Annotated in this window: 19 protein-coding genes and 1 pseudogene; 11 read left to right on the plus strand and 9 right to left on the minus strand. The window is 64.6% G+C overall.

The annotated features are described in order from the left end of the window. Nucleotides 1-47: 47 nt before the first annotated feature. Together OKW37_RS16295 and cysS are read right to left on the minus strand one after the other, a co-directional pair. Nucleotides 48-1,157, minus strand: a complete 1,110-nt coding sequence (locus OKW37_RS16295; RefSeq protein ID WP_184057265.1) for a DNA-3-methyladenine glycosylase family protein — start codon at nucleotides 1,155-1,157, stop codon at nucleotides 48-50. 47 nt (nucleotides 1,158-1,204) lie between these two features. Beyond that, nucleotides 1,205-2,602, minus strand: coding sequence for a cysteine--tRNA ligase (cysS, locus tag OKW37_RS16300; protein WP_429405267.1), 1,398 nt, complete (start codon nucleotides 2,600-2,602; stop codon nucleotides 1,205-1,207). A 238-nt stretch (nucleotides 2,603-2,840) separates the two neighbouring features. Here cysS and OKW37_RS16305 point away from each other — a divergent pair, with 238 nt between their 5' ends. The 4 genes from OKW37_RS16305 (at nucleotide 2,841) to OKW37_RS16320 (ending at nucleotide 5,746) form a co-directional block, all read left to right on the plus strand. Beyond that, nucleotides 2,841-3,632: a tetratricopeptide repeat protein gene (locus OKW37_RS16305; RefSeq protein ID WP_184057269.1), complete on the plus strand. Its 792-nt coding sequence runs from the start codon at nucleotides 2,841-2,843 to the stop codon at nucleotides 3,630-3,632. A gap of 50 nt (nucleotides 3,633-3,682) precedes the next feature. Then, the gene (locus tag OKW37_RS16310; protein WP_429405265.1) at nucleotides 3,683-4,264 is read left to right on the plus strand and encodes a peptidylprolyl isomerase; all 582 of its coding nucleotides are present in this window, start codon (nucleotides 3,683-3,685) and stop codon (nucleotides 4,262-4,264) included. 126 nt (nucleotides 4,265-4,390) lie between these two features. Beyond that, nucleotides 4,391-4,885 (plus strand): peptidylprolyl isomerase, encoded by a 495-nt coding sequence (locus OKW37_RS16315; RefSeq protein WP_090800697.1) that lies wholly within the window; start codon nucleotides 4,391-4,393, stop codon nucleotides 4,883-4,885. A 63-nt stretch (nucleotides 4,886-4,948) separates the two neighbouring features. Beyond that, nucleotides 4,949-5,746, plus strand: coding sequence for a UDP-2,3-diacylglucosamine diphosphatase (locus tag OKW37_RS16320; RefSeq protein ID WP_184057271.1), 798 nt, complete (start codon nucleotides 4,949-4,951; stop codon nucleotides 5,744-5,746). Nucleotides 5,747-5,791: 45 nt separating this feature from the next. On the opposite strand, the gene cysE is transcribed toward OKW37_RS16320, so the two are convergent. Continuing rightward, nucleotides 5,792-6,628 carry a serine O-acetyltransferase gene (gene cysE / locus OKW37_RS16325; RefSeq protein ID WP_184057273.1) on the minus strand — a complete coding sequence of 279 codons (837 nt, stop codon included), beginning with the start codon at nucleotides 6,626-6,628 and terminating at the stop codon, nucleotides 5,792-5,794. A 253-nt stretch (nucleotides 6,629-6,881) separates the two neighbouring features. Further along, a complete protein-coding gene (locus OKW37_RS16330) occupies nucleotides 6,882-7,712 on the minus strand; it encodes an RNA methyltransferase (protein ID WP_429405262.1) in 831 nt (276 codons plus the stop codon). Between the two features lie 409 nt (nucleotides 7,713-8,121). Between OKW37_RS16330 and OKW37_RS16335 the strand changes: the two genes are divergently transcribed. The 4 genes from OKW37_RS16335 to OKW37_RS16350 all read left to right on the plus strand — a co-directional run bounded on the left by OKW37_RS16335 (nucleotide 8,122) and on the right by OKW37_RS16350 (nucleotide 14,747). Continuing rightward, nucleotides 8,122-8,925 carry an inositol monophosphatase family protein gene (locus OKW37_RS16335; protein ID WP_184057275.1) on the plus strand — a complete coding sequence of 268 codons (804 nt, stop codon included), beginning with the start codon at nucleotides 8,122-8,124 and terminating at the stop codon, nucleotides 8,923-8,925. Nucleotides 8,926-9,138: 213 nt separating this feature from the next. Further along, nucleotides 9,139-10,437, plus strand: a complete 1,299-nt coding sequence (lplT, locus tag OKW37_RS16340) for a lysophospholipid transporter LplT (RefSeq protein WP_429405259.1) — start codon at nucleotides 9,139-9,141, stop codon at nucleotides 10,435-10,437. Nucleotides 10,438-10,645: 208 nt separating this feature from the next. Beyond that, nucleotides 10,646-13,333 (plus strand): DNA mismatch repair protein MutS, encoded by a 2,688-nt coding sequence (gene mutS / locus OKW37_RS16345; protein ID WP_429405257.1) that lies wholly within the window; start codon nucleotides 10,646-10,648, stop codon nucleotides 13,331-13,333. Beyond that, nucleotides 13,299-14,747: a hypothetical protein gene (locus OKW37_RS16350; RefSeq protein ID WP_429405255.1), complete on the plus strand. Its 1,449-nt coding sequence runs from the start codon at nucleotides 13,299-13,301 to the stop codon at nucleotides 14,745-14,747. The genes mutS and OKW37_RS16350 overlap by 35 nt, the downstream gene beginning before the upstream one ends. Here the strand turns inward: OKW37_RS16350 and OKW37_RS16355 are convergent. Further along, nucleotides 14,727-15,269, minus strand: a complete 543-nt coding sequence (locus tag OKW37_RS16355; RefSeq protein ID WP_184048969.1) for an FKBP-type peptidyl-prolyl cis-trans isomerase — start codon at nucleotides 15,267-15,269, stop codon at nucleotides 14,727-14,729. The genes OKW37_RS16350 and OKW37_RS16355 overlap by 21 nt on opposite strands. Before the next feature lie 32 nt (nucleotides 15,270-15,301). Between OKW37_RS16355 and OKW37_RS16360 the strand changes: the two are divergent. Next, nucleotides 15,302-16,556 (plus strand): annotated as a pseudogene (locus OKW37_RS16360) (JmjC domain-containing protein). A 231-nt stretch (nucleotides 16,557-16,787) separates the two neighbouring features. Next, complete coding sequence (locus OKW37_RS16365) at nucleotides 16,788-17,039, plus strand: hypothetical protein (protein ID WP_167368596.1); 252 nt, start codon at nucleotides 16,788-16,790, stop codon at nucleotides 17,037-17,039. A 190-nt stretch (nucleotides 17,040-17,229) separates the two neighbouring features. On the opposite strand, the gene OKW37_RS16370 is transcribed toward OKW37_RS16365, so the two are convergent. The 3 genes from OKW37_RS16370 to OKW37_RS16380 form a co-directional block, all read right to left on the minus strand. After that, complete coding sequence (locus OKW37_RS16370; RefSeq protein ID WP_429405253.1) at nucleotides 17,230-19,494, minus strand: ATP-dependent DNA helicase; 2,265 nt, start codon at nucleotides 19,492-19,494, stop codon at nucleotides 17,230-17,232. 63 nt (nucleotides 19,495-19,557) lie between these two features. Beyond that, nucleotides 19,558-19,776: a DUF465 domain-containing protein gene (locus OKW37_RS16375; RefSeq protein WP_013089766.1), complete on the minus strand. Its 219-nt coding sequence runs from the start codon at nucleotides 19,774-19,776 to the stop codon at nucleotides 19,558-19,560. A 148-nt stretch (nucleotides 19,777-19,924) separates the two neighbouring features. Beyond that, nucleotides 19,925-20,872 (minus strand): hypothetical protein, encoded by a 948-nt coding sequence (locus tag OKW37_RS16380; RefSeq protein ID WP_429405251.1) that lies wholly within the window; start codon nucleotides 20,870-20,872, stop codon nucleotides 19,925-19,927. A 319-nt stretch (nucleotides 20,873-21,191) separates the two neighbouring features. Here OKW37_RS16380 and OKW37_RS16385 point away from each other — a divergent pair, with 319 nt between their 5' ends. Continuing rightward, on the plus strand, nucleotides 21,192-23,546 hold the full coding sequence (locus OKW37_RS16385) for a Tex family protein (RefSeq protein WP_187612655.1): 2,355 nt from the start codon (nucleotides 21,192-21,194) through the stop codon (nucleotides 23,544-23,546). 149 nt (nucleotides 23,547-23,695) lie between these two features. Here the strand turns inward: OKW37_RS16385 and OKW37_RS16390 are convergent, their stop codons facing one another. Then, nucleotides 23,696-25,582, minus strand: a complete 1,887-nt coding sequence (locus OKW37_RS16390; RefSeq protein ID WP_429405248.1) for a potassium transporter Kup — start codon at nucleotides 25,580-25,582, stop codon at nucleotides 23,696-23,698. Nucleotides 25,583-25,713 lie beyond the last annotated feature (131 nt).

A 25,713-nucleotide genomic window follows, 5' to 3' on the forward strand; every position in this document is an offset into this window, starting at 1 on the left:
ATCATATACGCGATAGTCTCTGAAACGGCTTCGTTTCCTGTTCTTCTTTAGTAGTCGACCGGTAACGGATCGAGACTACGCCACATGTACCAGGTCGCCACCGTGCGCCACGGCTCCCAATTCGCGGCAACCTCGCGCGCTTCGCTGCGCGTGACGGGTTCGCCGCTGAAATAGTTGACGCTGATCGCGCGGATTAGGCCGAGGTCGTCGAGTGGTAGCACGTCGGGACGCGACAGGTTGAAAATCAGGAACATCTCCGCGGTCCAGCGGCCGATGCCGCGAATCTGCGTGAGTTCGGCGATCACCGCCTCGTCGTCCATCGACGTCCACTTGCCGACGTGCAACGCGCCCGACACGAAATGCCTCGCGAGATCGAGCACGTACTCGGCCTTGCGTTTCGACAAACCGCACGCGGTCAGCTTCTCGAGACCGAGCTTGATGAACTGCTGCGGCACGAGCTTCGGACACGCGACTTCGACCCTCGCCCACACGGCCTGCGCCGACGCGACCGAGATCTGCTGGCCGACCACCGAGCGCGCAAGCGTGACGAAAGGATCGCCACGACTCAGCAAATGCACGGGGCCGAACTTCGGAATCAGCTTCTTCAAAATGCGATCGCGCTTGACGAGATCCGCGCACGCCTTGTCCCAATACGCGGGACGCGTGACTTCAGGCGCGAGACCGCCGATCTGCACCGGCACCGCGACTTCGTTCGCGAGCGATGCGACACCGGCCGCTTCGCCGCCCGCGCTTTCCGTGCTCGCCGAGGTGGCCGATACGCGCGTCTTGCGCACGACTTCGCCCGCGTTCTTGTCGCGCGCGAGTTCCTGCACGTCGCCGGCGAGCTCGGCCGCGAGTTTGGCCGGCAACGCACCGTTGCCCTTCGCCCGCGACGCCGTTTTCGCGCGTTTCGCAGGCGCGTGCGCAGCTTCAGTGCCCGCGCCATTGAGCGAGCGTTTGGCCGCGTTCTTCTTTGCCGCGGCCGAGTCGGCTTTCGCCGCCGCCCCGCCCGCTTTCGAGGGCGCTTTGTCTACCGCGCCGCCGCCCGCACGAGTCGACTGAGCTGCGGCAGCCGATGCTGCGGCAGCCGATGCCGCGGCTGCCGCACTGGTTTGAGACGCCGCGCGTTTAGCCGGCGTCTTCGTGGCCGTTGCCATCCTGCCTCCTGCCTGGCGAGTCGTTCAGAGGGAAGTACGAGGTGCGCTCACACGCGCCGCCACTCGGTCAACCCGCCGGGTTTGTCTTCAAGGGCAACGCCGGCATCGAGCAATTCGGCCCGGATCCGGTCTGCTGCCGCATAGTCCTTTGCCTGCTTGGCGGCGATGCGCGCGGCGATCTTCGCTTCGATCGCGACGGGCTCGAGCGCGCCTTCGGCTGCAGCACCCGCTGCCTGCTGCAGGTATGCACGCGGTTCGCGTCCGAGCAGCCCGAGCACCGCGCCAAGCGCGCGCAATTGACGGGCCAGCGCGGGGTCGCGCGTGCGGTTCACTTCGGTGGCCAGCTCGAACAGCACCGACACGGCCACCGGCGTGTTGAAGTCGTCGTTCATTGCCGCCTGGAAACGCTGCGCGTACGCTTCGTTCCAGTCGAGCACGGCGCTATCGGGCGTCACGTCTTTCAACGCTGTGTACAAACGCGCGAGTGCATTGCGCGCGTCGTCGATATGTACGTCGCTGTAGTTCAACGGCGAGCGGTAATGCGCGCGCGCGATGAAGAAACGCACCACCTCTGCATCGTACTGCGCGAGCACTTCGCGAATCGTAAAAAAATTGTTCAACGACTTCGACATCTTCTCATTGTCGATCTGTACGTAGCCGTTGTGCATCCAGTAATTGACGAATGTTTGTCCGGTCGCGGCCTCACTTTGCGCGATCTCGTTTTCGTGGTGCGGAAACTGCAGATCCTGGCCGCCACCGTGAATGTCGAACTGTTCACCGAGCAGCGTGCAGCCCATCGCCGAGCACTCGATGTGCCAGCCGGGACGACCGCGCCCGTACTTCGAATCCCAGCCGCTGTCGGCCGGTTCCTCGGGCTTCGCCTGCTTCCACAGCACGAAGTCGAGCGGGTCCTGTTTCGCGTCGTTGGCCGCCACGCGTTCGCCAGCGCGCAGGTCTTCGAGCGACTTGCCCGACAGCTTGCCGTAGCCTGCGAATTTGCGTACCGCGTAGTTGACGTCGCCGTCGCTCGCCTGGTAGGCGTAGCCGTTTTTCTCGAGCGTCTCGATCATGCCGAGCATCTGCGGAATGAAGTCGGTCGCGCGCGGCTCGATGTCCGGACGCTCGATGCCGAGCGCGTCCGCGTCTTCATGCAGCGCGGCGATGAAGCGATCGGTCAGCGATTTGATGGTTTCACCGTTCTCGACTGCGCGCTTGATGATCTTGTCGTCGATATCGGTAATGTTGCGCACGTAAGTCACGTTGTAGCCAAGCGCACGCAACCAGCGCTGCACGATGTCGAACACGACCATCACGCGCGCATGACCGACGTGACAATAGTCGTACACGGTCATCCCGCAGACGTACATCCGCACGACACCTTCGCGCAGCGGCACGAAAGTCTGTTTGTCACGCGCGAGCGTGTTGTAAATGCGCAGAGATTCCATAGAGAGCGGTGCGTGGGCCGAAAGAAGTCCGCATTGTGCTTCATGCGCGCCGCGACCCGCGAAACGAACAGGATAACGGGTGCATCGCATACAGCTGAAACCGGCGCACCTCGTGCGGCGATCAGGCTGCGAACCGGGCGGAGACGGCCACGAGTGGCGAAAAGACAGTCGGCGGTTCGACGGAACGCGCAGACCTTTTGTTAGAATGGCTCGGAGTATAACATCCAGACCTGAGCCTATGAAACACTCAAGCGGCCGCGCGCACAGCGCTGCGACCCTCGCCGCGACTGCGTTTGGCAACGTTGTCGGTGGCGTTACTTTCGAAGCGGCGCGTGCCCTCGCGTGGCGCGTCACCGTCGTTGCCGCACTTGCCGCGGTGCCGGTCGCGAGCGCTTATGCGCAGAAGACCGCGGTGATGCCGCAAGGCCCCGCCGTGCGTGACAATACGCCGGAAATCGACGCGTCGATCGCGCAGAAAAACTGGCAAGCCGCGCTGACCCAACTCGATGCGCGCGTCGCCGCGAATCCGCGCGACGCACAAGCGAAGTTCAAACGCGCAAACGTGCTCGTGCATCTGAATCGCGACGACGAAGCGATCACGGCGTTCACCGAACTCACGCAGCTGTATCCCGAGTTGCCCGAGCCGTACAACAACCTCGCCACACTCTTCGCGAGACAAGGCCGTCTGACCGAAGCGCGCGCGGCGCTCGAGATGGCCACCCAGGTCAATCCGAACTACGGCCTCGCGTTCGAGAACCTCGGTGACCTCTATCTGCGCCTCGCCGATGCCGCGTACCGTCGCGCGGAGAGCCTCGGCAAGGCGAGCCCGAGGACCGCGCAGCGTCTCGCGGATATCCAGAAGGTCGTGTCGCCGGCAACGCCCGCTGCCGCGGCGTCACAGCCTGCCGCCGAGCAGACGACCGTGCCCGCTGCGCACCCCACGTCGAACATCACGGACAGCCCGAGCTTCCAGTTCGGCGGCCCGAATGGCTCGCTCGCCATGCCGCCGTACATGGCGCCGTCGCGCTGAGCGCCGGGCTCGTTGCCTGCCGCAAGTTTTCTCCAACCCCGAGGACTTTCATGAAATGGTTGATGTTGGCGCTCGGCAGCGCCGCCCTGATCGCAAACGCACCCGCCTTTGCGCAGTCCGGTTCGCAGGCCGCTCATCCTTCCGTGCTGCTGAAGACGTCGGAGGGTGACATCCGCGTCGAGCTGTATCCCGAGAAAGCGCCAAAGACGGTCGCCAATTTCCTCGACTACGTGAAAGCCGGCCAATATAGCGGCACGATCTTCCATCGCGTGATTCCGGGCTTCATGATCCAGGGCGGCGGCTATACGCAGAGCTTCGTCGAGAAGCCGACGCGCGCGCCGATTCCGCTCGAGAGCCGCACCGGTCTGAAGAACACCGCTGGCACGATCGCGATGGCGCGCACCAGCGACCCGAATTCGGCCACCGCGCAGTTCTTCATCAACACGGTGGACAATGCCAATCTCGACTACCCGAAGCCGGACGGCAACGGCTACGCGGTATTCGGCAAGGTCACGAGCGGCATGGACGTCGTGAAACGCATCGAAGCCACGCCCACCACCACGCGCGGCCCGATGAGCGATGTGCCGCAGAAGCCGGTCGTGATCCAGTCGGCGACGGTGGTGAGCAAGTAAAAACGAACGGGCAAGCGAACCCGCGCGGCCGAAGTCCGGCCCCAACCAACGCCCCGGCGCGGCCGGTCGTCAGCACATGACGACGCGCCGCGCCTTTTATCCACCTGTTCATCAAAGGATTCCATCATGGTTGAACTGCATACGAACCACGGCCTCATCAAACTCGAGCTGAATGCCGAAAAGGCGCCGAAGTCGGTCGAGAACTTCCTGAACTACGTGAAGGCCGGCCACTACGACAACACGGTGTTTCACCGCGTGATCGACGGCTTCATGATCCAGGGCGGCGGCTTCGAACCCGGTATGAAGCAGAAGCCGACGGCCGAGCCGATCACCAACGAGGCGAACAACGGTCTGAAGAACGAGAACGGCTCGATCGCGATGGCGCGTACCAACGACCCTCATTCGGCGACCGCGCAATTCTTCATCAACGTGAACGACAACGACTTCCTGAACCACTCGTCGCCGACGCCGCAAGGCTGGGGCTATGCGGTGTTCGGCAAGGTCGTCGAAGGCATGGACGTGGTCGAGAAGATCAAGAAGGTCAAGACCGGTTCGAAGGGCTTCCATCAGGACGTGCCGGTCGATGATGTCGTGATCGAAAAAGCTGTCGTCGTCGGCTAAACCGTGAGTGAGTCGCGCCTCATGCGGGCGTCGACTCCTTTGAACTGAAATCAAGCACCTTCAATGCTGCAAGAGACGCCGCTGCGAAGCGTCGCCGCGGGCGTGCCAGGCGAGGGCCAACGCCCGCACGCCGCGCGCCCTTTTTTCTTCCTCTCCGATCTGCATCTGAGCGAGGCGATTCCGCGCACGGTCGCCGCGTTCGAGCATTTCATCGGCGTGAGCGCGGAAGCGGCCGACTCGGTGTTCATCCTCGGCGACCTGTTCGAGTACTGGGTCGGCGACGACATGCTGAGCGAGCCGTTCGTCGCCCATATTGCGGCGCTGCTGCACACGCTGTCCGAGCGCGGCATCGCGCTTTACATCATGCACGGCAACCGCGACTTTCTGCTGGGCAAGCGCTTCATGAAAGCGGCCGGCGCGATCTGGCTGCCCGATCCGTTCGTGATTACCGCGTTCGGCACGCGCATTGCGCTCGCCCATGGCGATGGTCTGTGCACCGCGGATCGCGGCTATCAGTTGTTCAGGTGTTTCGCGCGCAATCGACTCGCGCAGATTCTGTTTCTCGCGTGGCCGTTTCGTTGGCGTCGCAAGCTCGCCGAGAACATGCGCTCGAAGAGCGAGCATGGCCGCACGCGGCCGATGCCGATCAAGTATGACGTGACCCCGCAAGGTGTCGCCGCGCTGTTCAGGAAATCGAAGACCGCGACGATCATTCATGGGCATACCCATCTGCCCGCGCGGCATCGCGAGCCGGGCGGCACGCGCTGGGTTCTGCCCGACTGGGATCTCGATCACGGCGAGCGCCGGGGCGGCTATCTGAAGATCGATGCCGACGGGATTCGAGCGTTGCCGCTGGATTGACCTCGTGGGTACGGCGTGCGCTTCGCGCTGCCGAGGCGCCGATACCTAGCGCTCCCCCGCCAGCCCCTCCACCTTCCCCGCGATCGCCGCCGATAGCCGCCGCAAATCGAGCAACGCCGCATCCGCGCCTTGCAGACCTTCGAGGCTCGTGCCGAGCCGCTCGAGCGCATCGACGATTTCATCGATACGTCGCGCCTGAGTAGCCGCATGGTCGATCAGACCGTGAATCGCGAGCGAAACCGGATCGTCCGCGTTGGGCGTGATGCCGTATGCGCAAAACGCGCTGATTTCGCTGCCGCGCTTCGCGTCACGCGCGGCGTTGTTCGCATTCGGGTTCGCACCGTTCGCACCGTTCGCAGCCGCCGCGGCCGGCACGATGATCCGCGCCGGATTGCCGAGCGCCGTGCCACGCGCGGGCACCGGCTTCGTCACGACCGCGTTCGATCCGATCTTCGCGTCCGCGCCGACGGTGAAGCCGCCGAGCACCTTCGCGCCCGCACCGACGATCACACCACGCTCGAGCGTCGGATGCCGCTTCGCGCCGCGCGTGAGCGACGTGCCACCGAGCGTCACACCCTGGTAGATCGTGCAGTCGTCGCCGATCTGCGCGGTCTCGCCGATCACGACGCCCATGCCGTGATCGATGAACACGCGCCGCCCGACGCTCGCGCCCGGATGAATCTCGATGCCGGTCATGAAGCGCGCCATCTGGGACACGAAACGCGCGAGCCAGCGGCGCTTCGCGCGCCAGCACGCGTGAGCGATCCGATGCAGCACGAGCGCGTGCAGCCCCGGATAACACGTGAGCACTTCCCATGCGCTGCGGGCGGCGGGATCGCGCTCGCGGATGGTGGCAACATCTTCGCGAAGTCTCGTGAACATGGCAGGGACTGTATTGTTGGGGGAAAACCGTCTGCGTGAGCGAATCCGCGCGGTTTGCGCATGCGGGACTCTGCGTTTCGCGCCATAGCTAACGGCATCGCTGCCGCTTAGCACGGCGGCAGCTTTGCTTCTAACGTTTCGTGGATTGTAGGGCGATTGCGCGAAACCTGCCGGAAGTCCCCGTCACCTGCAAGGTTGTCGTCAGACGAAGGCGGCGCATCAGGTGCGCCGTCACGGGCTGGTCAACGGACCGTCAGCCGGTCCGCCTGGTCTTGAGCAGGATGTGCTTGGCGATGCCGCGCACGATGTTGACCTCCTCGCGCTCGAGGCCCGAGCGCGCGAAGAGCCGCCGCAGCCGTGACATCAGCTTCTTCGGATTGGCCGGATCGAGAAACTCGAGCGCGACCAGTGCGCTTTCCAGATGCGCGAACATGCTCTCGATCTCGTCGCTGGCCGCCATCTGCGCGCGTTGAGCGGCGGATTCGGCCGGCGCCGCGTGTGCTCCCGCGGTGGATGCGCCGTCGCTCGCTTCGTCGGCGCCGAGGTACGCGGTGCGTAGCTCGTAGGCGAGCACCTGCACCGCCTGCGCGAGATTGAGCGAGCTATAGGCCGGATTGGCCGGAATATGCGCGATCGCGCTGCATCGCTCGACGTCCTCGTTCGACAAGCCCGTGCGCTCGTTGCCGAACACCAGCGCGATCTCACCGTGCATCGCCTCTGCGTGCGCGGCGGCAGCAGCCGCACGCGGCGTCCATTGCGGCGGACCGTATTCGCGCAGCCGCGCGGTCAGCGCAATCGACCAGTGCACGCCAGTCAGTGCATCGGGGAGCGACGGCACCACGTGCACGGAGGCGAGTACGTCATCGGCGCCGCTCGCCATCGCGATCGCTTCGGGGTCGTTCTGCACGTTCGGCACGCGCGGCGACACGAGCACGAGCCGCGAAAAGCCCATGGTTTTCAGCGCGCGCGCCGCGGCGCCGACATTGCCCGGATGGCTGGGCTCGACCAGCACGAAACGCGTCGACGTGAAGCCGCCGCGCAAATCGGCCACGGCGGGGTCGGAGGAATGGTGGGTGTGATCCACGATGAAACTCGGCTGGCTAGGACTCAAGACGCGTATGGTAGCGCCAACGGGCACTTATGCCGAATCAGGCGCACGCGCGAGCCACGCGCGCGGACGAGGGCGCAGCATCGGACCGGCACCGGCGGGCGCCTGTGCGGTACATCAGCCGCACGTGAGCGAGCACCTGCGCGAGGGCGCCCGGACTCAGGTAAAATACCGCTTTTCGCGTCCGGCGCCGACGTTGGCTGAAGCTTGCGTCGAACCGGTCGCACCGTTCTTATTCAATTCGTCTCCGTCGACGGAATGCTCTCCGGTTTGATAGCCGGTCTGCTGTTCCGTGCTGTTTTTGCGTCGTTGCGGCGCCCGTCAGCGCAGTTTCGCGCTTATTTACCGGCCGGCAGCCGTGCTGCCCCGGCACAAGGATCAGTTTATGCATCCCATGCTCAATATCGCTGTGAAGGCCGCGCGCCGCGCAGCTCAGATCATCAACCGCGCATCGCTCGATCTCGACCTGATTCAGGTCAGCAAAAAGCAGCACAACGATTTCGTCACGGAAGTCGACAAAGCGTCCGAAGCGGCGATCATCGAAACGCTGAAGACCGCCTATCCCGATCACGCCATCCTCGCCGAAGAGTCGGGCAAGTCGGACCACGATTCCGAATACCAGTGGATCATCGATCCGCTCGACGGCACCACCAACTTCATCCACGGCTTCCCTTACTACTGCGTGTCGATCGCGCTCGCGCACAAGGGCGTCGTCACGCAGGCCGTCGTCTACGATCCGACCCGCAACGATCTGTTCACCGCATCGCGCGGCCGTGGCGCGTTTCTCAACGATCGCCGCATCCGCGTCGCCAAGCGTGACCGCCTGGCCGACTGCCTGATCGGCACCGGCTTTCCGTTCCGCGCGCAGGACAGCCTCGAATCGTACGGCCGTCAGTTCGCCGAGATGACCGAAGCCTGCGCCGGCCTGCGCCGTCCGGGCGCCGCCGCGCTCGATCTGGCCAACGTCGCGGCCGGCCACATGGACGGCTTCTTCGAGCAGGGCCTGAACGCATGGGACGTCGCGGCGGGCAGCCTGCTGATCACCGAAGCCGGCGGCCTGGTCGGCAACTACACCGGTGATTCGGAGTTCCTGCACGTCGGCGAAGTCGTCGCGGGCAACCCGAAGGTCTACGCGCAGATGGTTCCAATCCTGTCGCGCTACAGCCGCACGCGTCAGCAGTCGGCGTAAGGCGCGCCGCCGCGGCCGGTCCGCGGCAACGCATAACGGTTGCAGAGAAAAGCGGCTTCGGCCGCTTTTCTGTTGGCGGCGCTCCAGTGTCCGGAGCGTCGTGCTAAAAAGCGGGAAGTCATTCGGGGCGGTACTCGGCCGGGACCGTTCCCTGCTCCATGCCGCTTTGACCCTGCCCGACTTTCGCCCCGGGCGCAGCCTCCAATCTGCCCCATGAAAAAAGGCTTCCATACGATCATCGCGGCACAGTTCATTTCGTCGCTGGCCGACAATGCGCTGTTGATCGCCGCCATCGCCCTGCTTTCCGTGATGCGCTCGGCCGCGTGGGTTACGCCGCTGCTGCAGATTTTTTTCACGATCTCGTACGTGCTGCTCGCGCCGTTCGTCGGCGCGTTCGCCGATTCGATGCAGAAGCGTCACGTGATGTTCATCTCCAACGCGCTGAAAGCGAGCGGCTGCCTGATGATGATTCTGGGCGTTCATCCGATGATCGCCTACGGCGTGGTCGGCTTCGGCGCAGCCGCGTATTCGCCCGCCAAGTACGGCATCCTCACCGAGCTGCTGCCCGCCGAAAAGCTCGTGCAGGCGAACGCGTGGCTCGAATCGGCGACGGTGCTGTCGACGATCGCCGGCACGATGCTCGGCGGTGCGCTGATCAGCACCGTCTTCGAGCATTTCGTCACGCGTGCGCATATGCCGCTGATCCGCTCGGCCGCCGATCTCGCGATGGGCGCGGTCATGCTCACCTACGCGATCGCCGCCGCGATCAACATCTTCATTCCGGACACTGGCGCGCGCTATCCGAACCGGCTGACCGAGCCGAATAAGCTGGTCGGCGATTTCCATCACTGCTTCCGGGTGCTGTGGGCCGACAAGCTCGCGCAGATCGCGCTGTGGGTGACCACGCTGATGTGGGGCGCCGCCGTGACGATGCAGCTGCTGGTGCTCAAATGGGCGAACGTGAACCTCGGGCTGTCGTTGTCGAAGGCGGCGGTGATGCAAGGCGTGACCGGCTTCGGCATCGCGATCGGCGCGGCGGGCGCGGCCGCGCTGATTCCATTGCGCCACTCGCTGAAGGTGTTGCCGGTCGGCGTGCTGACGGGCGCGGTGGCGATCGCGATGGCCTTCTACAACAAGGACCTGTTCCCGGCGGGCGCGGGCCTGCGCTTCGGCACGCACGTCGCGCCCTACTACATTCTGCTGGCCTATCCGCTGATGATCGTGCTCGGTGCGTTGTCGGGCTTTTTCATCGTGCCGATGAATGCGATCCTGCAGCATCGCGGCGCGACGCTGCTGTCGGCCGGTCACTCGATCGCCGTGCAGAATTTCAACCAGAACCTCGCGGTGCTGCTGATGCTCGGCGTGTACGCGCTGCTGCTCACGGCGAAGATGCCCGCGCAGTGGATCATCGTCGTGTTCGGCACCTTCGTCACGCTGCTGATGTGGCTCGCGAAACGCCGCAGCGCGGCGAACGAACGCAGGGTGGACATGCGGGCGATGATCGAGGAATGAATGCATCACGGTGCTCCAGCAATGACAGCGCGAGGCTCGGCTCGACGGCCGTAACCCGCCGCGACGGCGCGCACCCCCCGCTTTGATCGAATCGGTCATGCTGACATTCAGCTCTTGTGTTGGGCATCGTCCGTTCGGCCAGGGTCCGCTCGCCGCGCCGGCGGGTTAAACTCACGCCCTGAGCATCTACCGCAAGAAGACACGAAGGATGGGTATTCAAACCGCAGCGGCCAACGACGTCGCACAACACACGCCGATGATGCAGCAGTACCTGCGCATCAAGGCGGAGCATCCGGGCACGCTGGTGTTCTACCGGATGGGCGACTTCTACGAACTCTTTTTCGACGACGCGGAAAAAGCCGCGCGCCTGCTCGACCTGACGCTCACGCAGCGCGGCGCGTCGGCGGGCAATCCGATCAAGATGGCCGGCGTGCCGCATCACGCTGTCGAACAGTATCTGGCCAGGCTCGTGAAGCTCGGCGAATCGGTCGCGATCTGCGAACAGATCGGCGACCCGGCCACCTCGAAAGGCCCGGTCGAGCGCAAGGTCATGCGCGTGGTTACGCCTGGCACGCTGACCGACGCCGCGCTGCTGTCCGACAAGAGCGACGTCTATCTGCTCGCGCTGGGCGTCGCGCACAATCGCCGCGGTGTCGCCACGAGCGTCGGTCTCGCATGGCTCAATCTCGCGAGCGGCGCGCTGCGCCTCGCCGAAGTCGCGCCCGATCAGGTCGCCGCCGCGCTGGAGCGCATCCGTCCCGCGGAAATTCTGGTCGCCGACGCCACCGCCGATTCGACCAGCTGGACACCGCCTGTCAACGCCAGCGCGCTCAAGCGTGTACCGGCCTGGCACTTCGATATCACCTCGGGCACGAAGCGCCTGTGCGACCAGCTCGAAGTCGCGAGCCTCGACGGCTTCGGCGCGCATTCGCTCGGTTGCGCGTGCGGCGCGGCCGGCGCGTTGCTGCTGTATGCGGCGTCCACGCAGGGCCAGCAACTGCGCCATGTGCGCAGCCTGAAGGTCGAATACGAATCCGAATACATCGGCCTCGATCCGGCCACGCGCCGCAACCTCGAACTCACGGAGACACTGCGCGGCACCGAATCGCCGACGCTGTGCTCGCTGCTCGACACCTGCTGCACGACGATGGGCAGCCGCCTGCTGCGGCACTGGCTGCATCATCCGCCGCGCGATTCGGCGGTGGCGCAGGCACGTCAGCAGGCGATCGGCGCGTTGCTCGACGCGCCGCCGGGCGCCGATCTCGATACATTGCGCAGCGCATTGCGGCAGATTTCGGACATCGAACGGATCACCGGACGTCTCGCGCTGCTGTCGGCGCGGCCGCGCGATCTGTCGAGCCTGCGCGATACCTTCATCGCGCTACCTGCATTGCGCGCGCAGCTCGCAGCGGTGGCCTCGAACGCGGATTCGCTCGCGCGCATCGACGCGGCGCTCGAACCGCCGCACGCGTGCGCCGATTTGCTGAAGCTCGCGGTCGCGCAAGAGCCGGCCGCGATGGTGCGCGACGGCGGCGTCATCGCGCGTGGTTATGACGCCGAGCTCGACGAACTGCGCGATATTTCGGAGAACTGCGGACAGTTCCTGATCGATCTCGAAACACGCGAACGCGCGCGCACCGGCATCAGCAATCTGCGCGTCGAGTACAACAAGGTGCACGGCTTCTATATCGAAGTCACGCGCGGCCAGACCGACAAGGTGCCGGACGACTATCGCCGTCGGCAAACGCTGAAGAATGCCGAGCGCTACATCACGCCCGAGCTGAAAACCTTCGAGGACAAAGCGCTGTCCGCGCAGGAACGCGCGCTCGCGCGCGAACGCGCACTGTACGACGCGTTGCTGCAATCGTTGCTGCCGTTCATTCCCGACTGTCAGCGCGTTGCGCTCGCGCTCGCCGAACTCGATCTGCTGGCCGCGCTCGGCGAACGCGCTCGCGCGCTCGACTGGGTTGCGCCGACGTTCTCGGCGAACGCGGGGATCGACATCGAGCAGGGTCGTCATCCGGTGGTCGAGGCGCAAGTCGAGCAGTTCATCGCCAACGATTGCTCACTCGCGACCGAGCGCAAGCTGCTGTTGATCACCGGTCCCAACATGGGCGGTAAGTCGACTTTCATGCGCCAGACCGCGCTGATCGCGCTGCTCGCTTACGTGGGCAGCTATGTACCAGCGCGGCGCGCGGCCTTCGGACCGATCGACCGCATCTTCACGCGCATCGGCGCGGCCGACGACCTCGCCGGTGGCCGCTCGACCTTCATGGTGGAGATGACCGAAGCCGCCGCGATCCTCAACGACGCGACACCGCAAAGCCTCGTGCTGATGGACGAGATCGGCCGCGGCACGTCGACGTTCGACGGCCTCGCGCTCGCGTGGGCGATCGCGCGCCACCTGCTCGCCCACAACGGCTGCTACACGCTGTTCGCGACGCACTATTTCGAGCTGACGCAACTACCCGCGGAGTTTCCGCACGCGGCCAACGTGCATCTGTCGGCAGTCGAGCACGGGCACGGCATCGTGTTCCTGCACGCGGTCAACGAAGGGCCCGCCAATCAGAGCTACGGTCTGCAGGTCGCGCAGCTCGCCGGCGTGCCGAACGCGGTGATCCGCGCGGCACGCAAGCATCTCGCGCATCTGGAGCAGCAATCGGCCGCGCAGCCCGCGCCGCAACTCGATCTGTTCGCGACGCAGCCTGCCATGCTCGCCGAAGACGCGGACGACGACCACGAGGCGGCGAGCGACGCAACGCCTGCGTCGCCCGCGATGCAGACACTCGTCGAGCGTCTGCGCGGCATCGATCCGAACGATCTGCGGCCGCGCGAAGCGCTCGATCTGCTGTACGAACTGCATGAACTGGCCGTCGCGCCGGATGCGGACCACTGACACGCCGGGACACCCGCCGCGCCCGCGCGGGCTTCGCGCGGCGCTGCGCCACGTGCTCGCACCAGCGGGCGGCATCGTCGTGCTCGTGGCAGTGTGCGCATGGACCGTGCCGGCGCACGCTGAGGCCTCGCGCTTCGCGTTCGCGGTGATTTCCGGCACGATGCACAGCCCCGCCGACGAAGCCGCCACGCAACGGCTGCTCGAGGCGATCGGCCGCGAGCGCGACGTGCGCTTCATCGTCTACGACGGCAATCTGAAGGGGCCGAAGGAAGTTTGCCGCGACGCGCTGTTCGAGCGCCGCCACGCGCTGCTCGACAGCTCGCGCACTGCCCTCTTCTTTATCCCCGGCCAGCATGACTGGGTCGATTGCGGCACGGCGGAAGCCGGCGGCTTCGATCCGGTCGAGCGGCTCGACCAGTTGCGGCAAACGCTGTTCGCCGATCCAACGTCGATGGGGCAGAACCCGATCGCGTTGACGCGCGAGAGCGAGGTGTCGCGCTTCCGCCCGTTCCGTGAAAACGTGCGCTGGGTAGTCAACGAAAAAACGAACGACAAAGCGAACACCAACGCCGGCGACGTCGTCTTCATCGGCCTGAACGCGCCGGGTCCGAACAACCGCTACCTGAGCGCGGGCGGCCGCAACGGCGAGTTCGAAGATCGCGTGATCGCCAACGCATTCTGGCTCGAGCACGCGGCCGAATACGCGAAGCGCCGCGACGCGCGCGCGATCGTCGTGTTCATTCAAGGCGACTTCGACCCGGAGCGCTACGAGCGACCCGAACGGTTCGCCTGGCTGCACTTCGCACATAGCTCGCGCCGCGACGGCTTTCTGGAATTCAAGCGCAGTCTGCTCAAGCTCGCGCAGATTTTCCCCGGACCCGTGGTCGTCATTCATGCAGACGAGGACCGGCCGGCCGGCGGTTTCGTCATCGATCAGCCGCTACGCAACGACAAGGGGATGGTCGTGACGAACCTCACGCGCATTGCGCTCGCGCCGCATGATCGTCTCAACCAATGGATTCAGATAGAAGCGGATTTCGGCAGGAAGCCGCCGTTCAGAGTCAGCGTGCGCGACGTGCCGAAGCAGATGCCGCTGCCCACCACGCCGCCGGTCTTGCCGCCCGCATCGCCGCGCGACGAATCCGGCGCGTCGATGCCGGTTGCGCCGGAGATGCCGAATGTGGAAGGTTTCGGGCCGGCGTCGGAATTGCCGCCCGTATTGCAGACACCTGGAGAGTCGCAGGAGCAGCAGCCGCGCATCCCGTCCGACCAGGGCGGCGGCGACTATGGGCCCGCTATCTCGATGCCGCCGGGGTCGATACTGCCAGCCTCGCCTGCGTTGCCCGCATCGGTGCCGTCTGCCCCCGCGACGACACCGCGCATGCCCGCAAGCTCAGTGCAGGGTCGGTTTTGAGCTGTCTTCTTCGTCCTCGTCTTCATCGTCGTCGAGAACTTCGAGGCCGTCCGCGCCATGCGCGTGCTCGTGCTGGATTTCGTCTTCAGTTGCCGGACGCACGTCTTTGACGGTCAACGCGAAACGCAGCGCCATGCCGGCGAGCGGATGATTGCCGTCGAGCACGACCTTGTCTTCCGCGACGTCGGTCACCACGTACACCAGCGCATCGATTTCCTCGTCGCCATCTTCGGGGGTGCCTTCGAACTGCATGCCGACTTCGAGCGGTTCCGGGAAGCGATCGCGCGGCTCGATCTTCACAAGGTCAGGATCGTATTCGCCGAACGCGTCTTGCGGCTCAAGCTGGATCTGGGTCTCGAAGCCAGCCTCGTGGCCGTCGAGCTCTTCCTCGATCTTGGGGAACGTGCCATCATAGCCGCCGTGAAGATAGACCATCGGCTCTTCGCTTTCCTCGATCAGATTGCCCTGCGCATCCGACAGCTTGTAGGCGACCGACACGACGGTGTTCTTTGCGATTTTCATTCGATTCTCCAGAATACAACTCACATTATACGATGCCCAGGCGGCCCACCCACCTCCCGGCCGATGCAGGTTCGGCACGCAATTCGCCGTCTGCTGCAAAGCCGGCCACGCGGCCCATTCTTCCGCCCTCGCCCGACGTTCCGACCGCACTTCTCGGCCATCTGAGCCCGTCGCAATTCATGCGCCGCTACTGGCAGAAAAAGCCGCTGCTGATCCGTCAGGCGATTCCGGACATCGAAGCGCCGCTGTCGCGCGACGAGCTGTTCGAGCTGGCCGATCGGGACGACGTCGAAGCGCGCCTGATCACGCACTTCCGCAACAAATGGCAGCTGGAGCACGGCCCGTTCGCGCCCGACGAACTGCCGTCCGTCAAACAGCGCGCATGGACACTGCTCGTGCAGGGCGTGGATCTGCAGGACGACCGCGCGCGCGCGTTGCTCGACCGTTTCCGTTTCGTGCCGGACGCGCGTCTCGACGACCTGATGATTTCGTATGCGACCGATAGCGGCGGCGTCGGCCCGCACTTCGATTCCTACGATGTGTTTCTTTTGCAAGTAAAAGGCAAGCGCCGCTGGCGCATTAGCGCGCAGAAAGATCTGACGCTGCAGCCCGGCTTGCCGTTGAAGGTTTGTACAGCACTTCGAGCACGAACAGGAGTGGGTACTCGAGCCCGGCGACATGCTGTACCTGCCGCCGCACATCGCGCACGACGGCATCGCCGAGGGCGAATGCATGACCTGCTCGATCGGTTTTCGCGCGCCCTCCGAAAGCGAGCTGACCGCGCAGTTCCTGTACCACCTGGCCGAGCGCGGAGAGGCCACGGGCAAGGCGGGCGCCCTTTATCGCGACCCACGGCAGGCCGCCGTCGAACAGCCGGCCGAGTTGCCCGCGGCGCTCGTCGAACGGGTGGGCGCGATGCTTGCTAAAGTGCGATGGAATGAGCAGGACATTGCGTCGTTCCTTGGCACGTACCTCAGCGAACCCAAGCCGAGTGTCGTCTTCGATCCGCCGCAACGGCCGCTCAACGAAGCCCGTTTCATCGGCGCGGCGTCGAGATCCGGTCTACGGCTCGATCGCAAGACTAACCTGTTGTATGAACGACGTTTTTTCTTCGTAAATGGAGAAGAAATATCGTGGACCGGCGTGAAAAAATGGCTGTTTGAACTCGCAAATCTGCGGTGCATGAGTGCGATACGCTTTGTAACACTATCACACGATTCATCGGTGACAGCACTGCTACACGAGTGGTATTGTGCGGGCTGGATACAGGTAGGCGAGATTGCGTAACTCTGCCCGCCTGTTATACCGTACGGTGAAATTTTGTATGAGAAAGACAACGTATTGACCCGCATTTATCGACTGTCAGTACGAAAGTGCATATAATTTCCGCCCAAGCCGTAGGGAAGATTCCAGCTCGTCAAAAGAGCATCTCCACCAGCGGCCCAGGTCGGTGTTGGAGCACATTACCGGTTTTATTTTGCGCTGTTGCTTACCTTTAAACCATAAAAGGACGTGATCATGAAGAAATCCCTCCTCGTAGCATCCCTGTTGGCAGTTGTGGCACTCGCTGCATGCAACAAGAGCAACGATCAGGCTGCTGCACCGTCGGAAGCTGCGTCCGCACCGGCGGCAGCATCGCCTGCTGAAGCAGCATCGCCGGCAGTTGCGGCATCGCCGGCCGAAGCAGCATCGCCGGCCGAAGCAGCATCGCCGGCCGAGGCAGCATCGCCGGCTGAAGCAGCATCGCCGGCAGCAGGCGCAAGCCAGTAAGCCGCAACGGTTCGGCGCTGTAGCGGCGCTCCCGCTACAGCGCCTGCGCACGAAACGTTTGGAGGCTGGCCGGAAACGGCGCGGGCCGCAAACGGGCAAAGAAAAACGCCACGGATTCACATCCGTGGCGTTTTGTCATTCAGGGCCGCTTTCCGCTGCGGAGCTCGTCGCATGTGTGGAACACATCCCCCTATCGAACCGGCGCCGCTGGCCCAGCGCTCTCCTCAAAGAACTCACGCACCACGTCGATCTCGCGGGTGCGCTTGAACGGCGGCAGACTCTGCCAGATGCGGCGGCCATAAGGTTTATCGACGAGACGTGTATCGCAGATCATCAGCACGCCACGATCGGTCTCCGCGCGAATCAGCCGGCCGGCGCCCTGCTTCAGCGTGATGACGGCCTGCGGCAGCTGATGCACGGCGAACGGGCTCAAGCCCTTCTTCGTCAGTGCGTCGAGCCGCGCGGCCAGCACGGGATCGTCCGGCGGCGCAAACGGCAGCTTGTCGATCACGACCAGCGACAGCGCGTCGCCGCGCACGTCCACCCCTTCCCAGAAGCTCTGACTGCCGACCAGGATCGCATTGCCGTAGGCGCGAAAGCGGTCGAGCAGTTCGGTGCGGCTCGCATCGCCCTGCACGAGCAGCGGATAGTCCCAGCCGCGCGACTCGATCGCGTCGCGCAGCTTCGCCGAGATACGATACACCGCGCGCAGCGTCGTGCACAGCATGAAGACGCCGCCGCCCGAGGCTTCGATCGCGGGCAATGCGGCATCGAACACGGCGTCGGTGAACATCGGCGATGACGGCTGTGGCAGATTGCGCGGTACGTACAGAAGTCCTTGCGATGGATAGTCGAATGGGCTCGGCAATGTCATCGAGCGCTTCGAGTTCAAGCCCATCTGCGCCGCATAGTGCGTGAAGTCGCCGCGCACCGACAGCGTCGCCGATGTGAAGATCCACGCGCGCGGCACGCCGGCGCGCTGCTTCGCGAAAATCGGCGCGACCGACAACGGCGTTTCGTGCAGTTGCACCGTGTGCGAGAACACCTCGATCCAGCGCACCTTTTCATTCGGATCGGCGCGCTCCGCGCTGGCGTCACCCTCGCGGGTCGCAACCGCGTCGCGTTCTGCACTCGTGGGTGGCGTGGTCCAGCCGCTCAGCACGTCCTGCAACTCGCGCGCGCGACGCAAACACGCGCCGAGCGATTCGGCTCGCTCGGCCTGGCCCGCCAACGCCGAGGCCAACGCGTCGAGCTCGGCCTCGAGCGTCTCGAGCGCGGCGAACAGCGGGTGATCGTCGGGCAGCTGGCCGATCGACAGACGCACCGAGTCTTCCTTGAACGCGAGCCGCACGTCGCGCGCGGCGCGCTCGAGCGCCGCGCCGAGCTTGACCCAATCGACCGCATCGCGTGCGTGACCGAGGCCCTCGGCGACCGAATCGCGTGCGAGTTCGAGAAACTGCGCGGTCGATAGCGTCTCGCCGAAAAACAGCGTCGCGGTTTCGGGCAACTGGTGCGCTTCGTCGAAGATGACTGTATTCGCAGTCGGCAGCAGCTCCGCCATGCCGGTATCGCGCAGCATGATGTCGGCGAAAAACAGATGGTGGTTGACCACCACGATATCGGCCTGCTGCGCTTCGCGGCGCGCCTGCATCACGAAGCAGTCCTTGTAGTGGGAACACTCCTGGCCGAGACAGTTGTCGCGCGTCGACGTGACCATCGACCACACCTGCGCCGTTTCCGGCACGCTCGCGAGTTCGGCCTTGTCGCCGGTGCGCGTGATCTTCGCGAAGCGCACGATGTCCTGCAGATACGAGGTCTCCTGGCGCGATGGCAGACGGCCGTTGTCCGCGGTGCGTTGCAGGTAGTAATGGCACAGGTAGTTCGCGCGGCCCTTCAGCATCGCGACCGACACCGGCACCGCGAGCGCGTCGCGCACGGTCGGAATGTCGCGCTGGAACAGCTGATCCTGCAGATGCTTGGTGCCGGTCGAGACGATCACCTTGCCGCCCCACAGCATGGCTGGCACGAGGTACGCATAGGTCTTGCCGGTGCCGGTACCCGCCTCTACGATCAGCGTATTCTCACCACCGTCGACGCCGTCGGCTTGTGCGTTGCTCCCGGTCGACTCAGAGACGGCTTCAGCGCCGGTCTGCTGCAGGCGCCGCGCCGGGCGCTTCTGCGTCTCGAACATCGCGGGGTCGGGCATCGCGCGGCCCGACGCCTCCATCGCCGCGGCAACCGCGCGCGCCATCTCGATCTGCGACGCACGCGGCCGATAACCGTCGATCTGCCGTGCGAGCAGACCGTTGTCGGCGAAGATGTCGTCGAGCTCGCTCGCGCGGCGCCGATTCAGCGACACACCTGGCACCGGTGCTGCCGCGCGCGGCGCGGGCGTGCCCGAAGCAGATGCGTTGTCCGGCGCGGCCCGGGATGAAGTGTCATGCGATGAATTCAAGGCAAGCGTTCCTGCTAAGTCCGGCTCGCGCGCTGCGCGCCCGGCGCCTGCCAGGCCGCGAACTCAGGCGCGCGCGTCCGGTTCGAGCTGCAATTGCAGCAAGATGATGGTGTCCTTGACTTTAAGTTTGCGCTTTTTCAGGCGCTGCAACTCGAAGTCGTCGATGCCGGGTTCATCCGACATCCGGTCGATCAACCGGTCGAGTCCACTATGCTCCGATTCCAGTTGCAGAATGCGGTCGCGAAGTGTGTTTGCGTCGATGACGTGATGACGATCGCGCATGCTCGCCTCCTCTGGTCGGCGGCACGAACCGCGTGCGCGCGGTCCGATGCCTGAGGTTGCTGTCCGCCTCAAAACGCATTATGGCGACTACGGCGGCCCTGGCCACGACCGCCACGGCTTACTCTACGATACAGCCACTACAGCACGCTTACTGTTGCTCTTGTTGCTGCTTTTGCTGCTCTTCGAGCTGTTGCTGCTTCAACTCGTCCTGACGCTTCTGCTCGGCCTTCTCGGTGGCCTGCTTTTGACGTGCTTCGACATCGAGCTTGTGCTGCGCGGCCTCGGCCTGCTTCCGCTCGAAAGTCTCCTGTTTCTGCTGGCGCTCCGCGGCCTTTTGCGCACCCTGCCGACGCGCTTCCTCGAGCTTGCGCTGGTAGTCGCTCTGCTTCTGGTCGTAGGCCTTCTGATTGGCCGCCGCCTGCGCAGGCGTGACACCATGCTGCGCCTGATCGAGCGCGTGCTGGCGCTGCTTCTCCTCGTAGGCCTGCGCATTGGCTTCGTGCTGCGGTGCCGCGGCGTTGCGCTGCGCCTGATCGAGCGCGTGCTGACGTTGCTTCTCCGCGTAGGCCTGCGCATTGGCTTCGCGCTGCGGCGCCTCGGCGTTGTGCTGCGCCTGATCGAGCGCGTGCTGACGCTGCTTTTCCTGATACGCCTGCTCGTTGCGCGCGTCTTCGGCGGCACGTTGCGGCGCTTCCGCCTCGTTTTGCGCGCGCCGCAACGCGGTGCGTTCGTCGCGTTCACGGGCGCGCTGCGCACGCTGCTCGGCGTCGAGCGCGAGCTGTTCCTTGCGGATGTCCGCCTGCACGCTGCGCATCGCGTCGCGTGCGCGGTTCAGACAGTGATTGACGAAGAAGCGGCTGTAGCAGTTGTGTTGCGCGACAGCGAATTGATAGTTGTTGTCGTCGGTGCGCTGATTGAGCACCTGTTGCCGCTCGTCGAACGACTTGTCCAGCACGGCTACGTCACTTGCGCTTTGAGGGCCGTCGGCGGTTGCGGCGGCTTGCGGGCCCGAGGCCGCGACGGGTCCCGTACCTTGCGCCGGCGTCGCACTTTGCGCCACGGCCGACACCGGCACGACGAGCGCTGCGGCGATCACGCACGACGCGGCAGCCGTTAAAGCCGACCGACCGAACGAGCGCAAAGAAACCAGCGGCAATTGAGACGAACCCGGCAGTGAACCCGGCAGTGAACCTGACGCCAGCGAAGAGACCAGGCGGTTGAGGGACAAGGAGATTGGCAACGTCGTAGAGGGTCAACGGAACATGCCCGAAATTCTAACACCCCACGGTTGAGCCCTTTGGCATTTATGGCAAAATGCCCCGCTCTAGCAACCTGGTCGCGGCGCACGCCCGGCCTGTCCCGATTTGCCGCCCGCGCGCGGCCCATCACTGAGTCCGCAGGAACACCAAGACCTTATGACGGAAACCGTAGCACTCAAGATCGTCCAGCGCATCGCCACCGAACTGTCCGTCCAGCCGCGCCAGGTCGCGGCCGCAGTGGAACTTCTCGACGAAGGCGCGACCGTTCCGTTCATTGCCCGTTATCGCAAGGAAGTGACCGACAATCTCGACGACACGCAACTGCGCAATCTCGAGGAACGCCTAGTCTATTTGCGCGAGCTGGAAGACCGGCGCGCGGCGATCATCGCGAGCATCGACGAACAGGGCAAGCTCACCGACGAGCTGCGCGGCGCGATCGAAGGCGCCGACAGCAAACAGGTGCTCGAAGACCTCTATCTGCCATACAAACCGAAGCGCCGCACGCGCGCGCAGATCGCGCGCGAAGCCGGCTTGCAGCCGCTCGCCGACGCGCTGCTCGGCAATCCGCTGCTCGATCCGCAAGCCGAAGCCGCGGCGTACGTGGACGCGGACAAAGGCGTCGCCGATGTGAAGGCCGCGCTCGACGGCGCGCGCGACATCCTTTCCGAACAGTTCGGCGAGACCGCCGAACTGCTCGGCAAGCTGCGCGACTATCTGTTCAACCAGGGCGTGGTGTCGTCGAAGGTCGTGGAAGGCAAGGAAACCGCGGAAGAAGAGAAATTCCGCGACTACTACGACTACGCCGAAACGATCCGCACGGTGCCGTCGCATCGCGCGCTCGCACTGTTCCGCGGCCGCAATGCCGGCGTGCTGATGATCAAGCTCGGCCTCGGCGAAGAACTCGACGCGCAGGTGCCGCACCCGGGCGAAGCGCTGATCGCGCGGCACTTCGGCATCGCCAATCAGAACCGCCCCGCCGACAAGTGGCTCTCCGACGTGTGCCGCTGGTGCTGGCGCGTGAAGGTGCAGCCGCACCTCGAAAACGAGCTGCTGACCAATCTGCGCGACGAAGCCGAACACGAAGCGATCCGCGTGTTCGCGCGCAATCTGAAGGACCTGCTGCTCGCGGCGCCGGCTGGTCCGAAGGCCGTGATCGGTCTGGATCCGGGCTTGCGCACCGGCGTGAAGGTGGCGGTGGTCGACCGCACCGGCAAGGTGCTCGCGACCGACACGATCTACCCGCACGAGCCGCGCCGCGACTGGGACGGCTCGCTCGCGAAGCTCGCGCGAATCGCCGCGCAAACGCAGGCCGAGCTGATCAGCATCGGCAACGGCACCGCGTCGCGTGAGACGGACAAGCTCGCGAGCGAGCTGATCGCGCGTCACCCGGAGCTGAAGCTGCAGAAGATCGTCGTGTCCGAAGCCGGCGCGTCGGTGTACTCGGCGTCCGAGCTTGCCGCGAAGGAATTCCCCGCCATGGACGTGTCGCTGCGCGGCGCCGTGTCGATTGCGCGACGTCTGCAGGACCCGCTCGCCGAGCTCGTGAAGATCGAGCCGAAGGCGATCGGCGTCGGCCAGTATCAGCACGACGTGAACCAGCGCGAACTCGCGCGCTCGCTCGACGCGGTCGTCGAAGACTGCGTGAATGCGGTCGGCGTCGATGCGAACACCGCGTCGGTCGCGCTGCTCGCGCGGGTGTCGGGTTTAAACGCAACGCTCGCGCGCAACATCGTCGACTATCGCGATGCGAACGGGCCGTTCCCGTCGCGCGAGCATCTACGCAAGGTGCCGCGTCTCGGCGACAAGACCTTCGAGCAAGCTGCCGGCTTCCTGCGCATCAATAACGGCGAGAATCCGCTCGACCGTTCGTCGGTGCACCCGGAAGCGTATCCGGTCGTCCAGCGCATCCTCGCGAAGATCAGTAAGCAGGTCGGCGAAGTGCTCGGCAATCGCGACGCGTTACGCGGACTGTCACCCACCGAATTCGTCGACGAGCGTTTCGGTCTTCCAACCGTGCGCGACATCCTGGTCGAACTCGAGAAGCCGGGCCGCGATCCGCGTCCCGAGTTCAAGACCGCGACGTTCCGCGAAGGTGTCGAGAAGGTCAGCGATCTGATCCCGGGCATGGTGCTCGAAGGCGTCGTGACGAACGTCGCGGCGTTCGGCGCGTTCATCGACATCGGTGTGCATCAGGATGGCCTCGTGCACGTGTCGGCGATGTCGACGAAGTTCGTGAAGGACCCGCATGAGGTCGTGAAAGCCGGTCAGATCGTCAAGGTCAAGGTGCTCGAAGTCGACGTGAAGCGCCAGCGTATCGCACTGACGATGCGTCTCGACGACGAACCCGGTGCAGCGGCCGCGCGCAGCGGCGGCGGTGCGCAGCAGGATCGCGGTGGCTCGGGCGGCAGCTTCAATCGCGGCGGAGCGGGACGCGGTGCGCCGCAACGCTCGCGCGAACCGGAGCCGGGCGGCGCGATGGCGGCTGCGTTTGCGAAGCTCAAGCAGAAGTGAGCGTCACGGACCGGAGCACGTCGTCGCACGCGCTCCGGTCCGTGACATGACTGCGTCGCGCGCTCAACCGCTTGCACGCGCGCATGAACAAAAAGCCCACGCATTGCGTGGGCTTTTTGTTTGCGCACCCGCACGTCACGCGCGAGCCGTCAAATCTCGATCTTCGTTCCCAGTTCCACGACCCGGTTAGCCGGGATGCTGAAGAAGTCGGTCGGCTTCGCGGCGTTCTGATGCATCCACGCGAACACACGCTCGCGCCATACCGACATGCCCGGCAATTGCGTCGGCACCACCGTTTCGCGTGCGAGGAAGAATGACGTGTCCATCAATTCGAAGCTCATGTCGTGCGTGCGGCCGACGTCGAGCAGCACCGCCTTCACGTCGGGCGTTTCGTTAAAGCCGTAGGCTGCCTTCACCAGCCACAGGCCACCGTTCATGTCCTTCACGGTCACGCGATCGGCGTCCTTCACGTACGGAATGTCGCGCGTGACGAAGGTCAGAAAGATCGTGCGCTCGTGCAGCACCTTGTTGTGTTTCAGATTGTGCAGCAGGCTCACCGGCACCAGCGAATCGCTGCCGGTCAGATAGATCGCGGTGCCCGACACGCGATGCGGCGGATGCGCGAGCAGGCCTTGCAGGAACGGCATCAGCGGAATACCGTCGGCGGCCGTGCGTTCCTTCACGATCATCCTGCCCTTGAACCACGTCATCAGCAGGAAGAACAGCAGGCCGCCGATGCACAGCGGCAACCAGCCGCCCTCTTCGACCTTCAGCAGGTTCGCGCCGAAAAAGCCCAGGTCGACCACCATGAACACGCCGATGATGAGCCCAACCAGCAGTTTGTTCCAGTTCCACACCTTCACCATCACGACGCAGGCAAGGATCGTCGTGATCACCATCGTTGCCGTCACCGCGATACCGTACGCGGCCGCCAGATTGTCCGAGCTCTTGAACGCGATCACGATGCACAGGATGATGAACAGCAGCATCCAGTTCACGACCGGCACATAGATCTGCCCGATCGCGAGTTCGGACGTGTGCAGGACCTTCATGCGCGGCACGTAGCCGAGCTGGATCGCCTGGCTCGTCAGCGAGTACGCGCCCGAAATCACCGCCTGCGACGCGATCACCGTCGCGACCGTCGACAGCACGACGAGCGGCAACAACGCCCAGTCCGGCGCGAGCAGGAAGAACGGATTTTCGATCGCCTTTGGGTCGTGCATCAGCAGCGCGCCCTGGCCGAAGTAGTTCAGCACGAGCGAAGGCATCACGAGCACGTACCACGCCATGCGGATCGGCTGCGCGCCGAAGTGGCCCATGTCCGCGTACAGCGCCTCCGCGCCGGTCAGCACCAGCACGACCGAGCCGAGCACCACGTAGGCCTGCAGCACGTGCGCGGCCATGAACGAGTACGCGTAGTAGGGATTGAGCGCCTGGATCACATTCGGCGACTGCATGATGTGCCACAGGCCGAGCACGGCGAGCACGAGGAACCAAAGCGTCATGATCGGCCCGAACAGACGGCCGACCGTGGCCGTGCCGTGCCGCTGGATCCAGAACAGCACGATCAGGATCACGACGGTCAGCGGAATCACCAGATGCGCCAGATGCGGCGCGGCGATTTCGAGACCTTCGACCGCCGAGATCACCGAGATTGCCGGCGTGATCACCGCGTCGCCGTAAAACATGCAGGCGCCGAAGATGCCGAGCATCATCAGAAGGCCGGCCATTTTCGATTTCTGATCGACCGAGCGCATCGCCAGCGCCATCAGCGCGAGGACGCCGCCCTCGCCGTTGTTGTCGGCGCGCATCACGAACAGCACGTACTTGACGCCGACCACGATCACGATTGCCCAGAACAGCAGCGAAATAACCCCAAGGATCGACTGATCGGTCAACGGGATGCCGTGCGACGGACTGAAGGCTTCCTTCAGCGCGTACAACGGGCTCGTACCGATGTCGCCGAACACCACTCCGATCGCGGCAATCGCAAGGGAAGGCAGTGGCTGTTTGTGTACGTGATTGTTATCTGTCATGGACGCGAGGAAATCCGTTCCCGGGCGGAAAAAACGACCGCTATTTTAAACTGCCAATCCGGTACCGCCCGGCTTGTTGTGGATACGCCACGTGGATGTCCGCGCAGTGTAGCACTGCGATATGGACGCGC

Origin of the sequence: Paraburkholderia sp. MM5482-R2 (assembly GCF_050436125.1) — a bacterium.
Lineage (GTDB): Bacteria > Pseudomonadota > Gammaproteobacteria > Burkholderiales > Burkholderiaceae > Paraburkholderia > Paraburkholderia tuberum.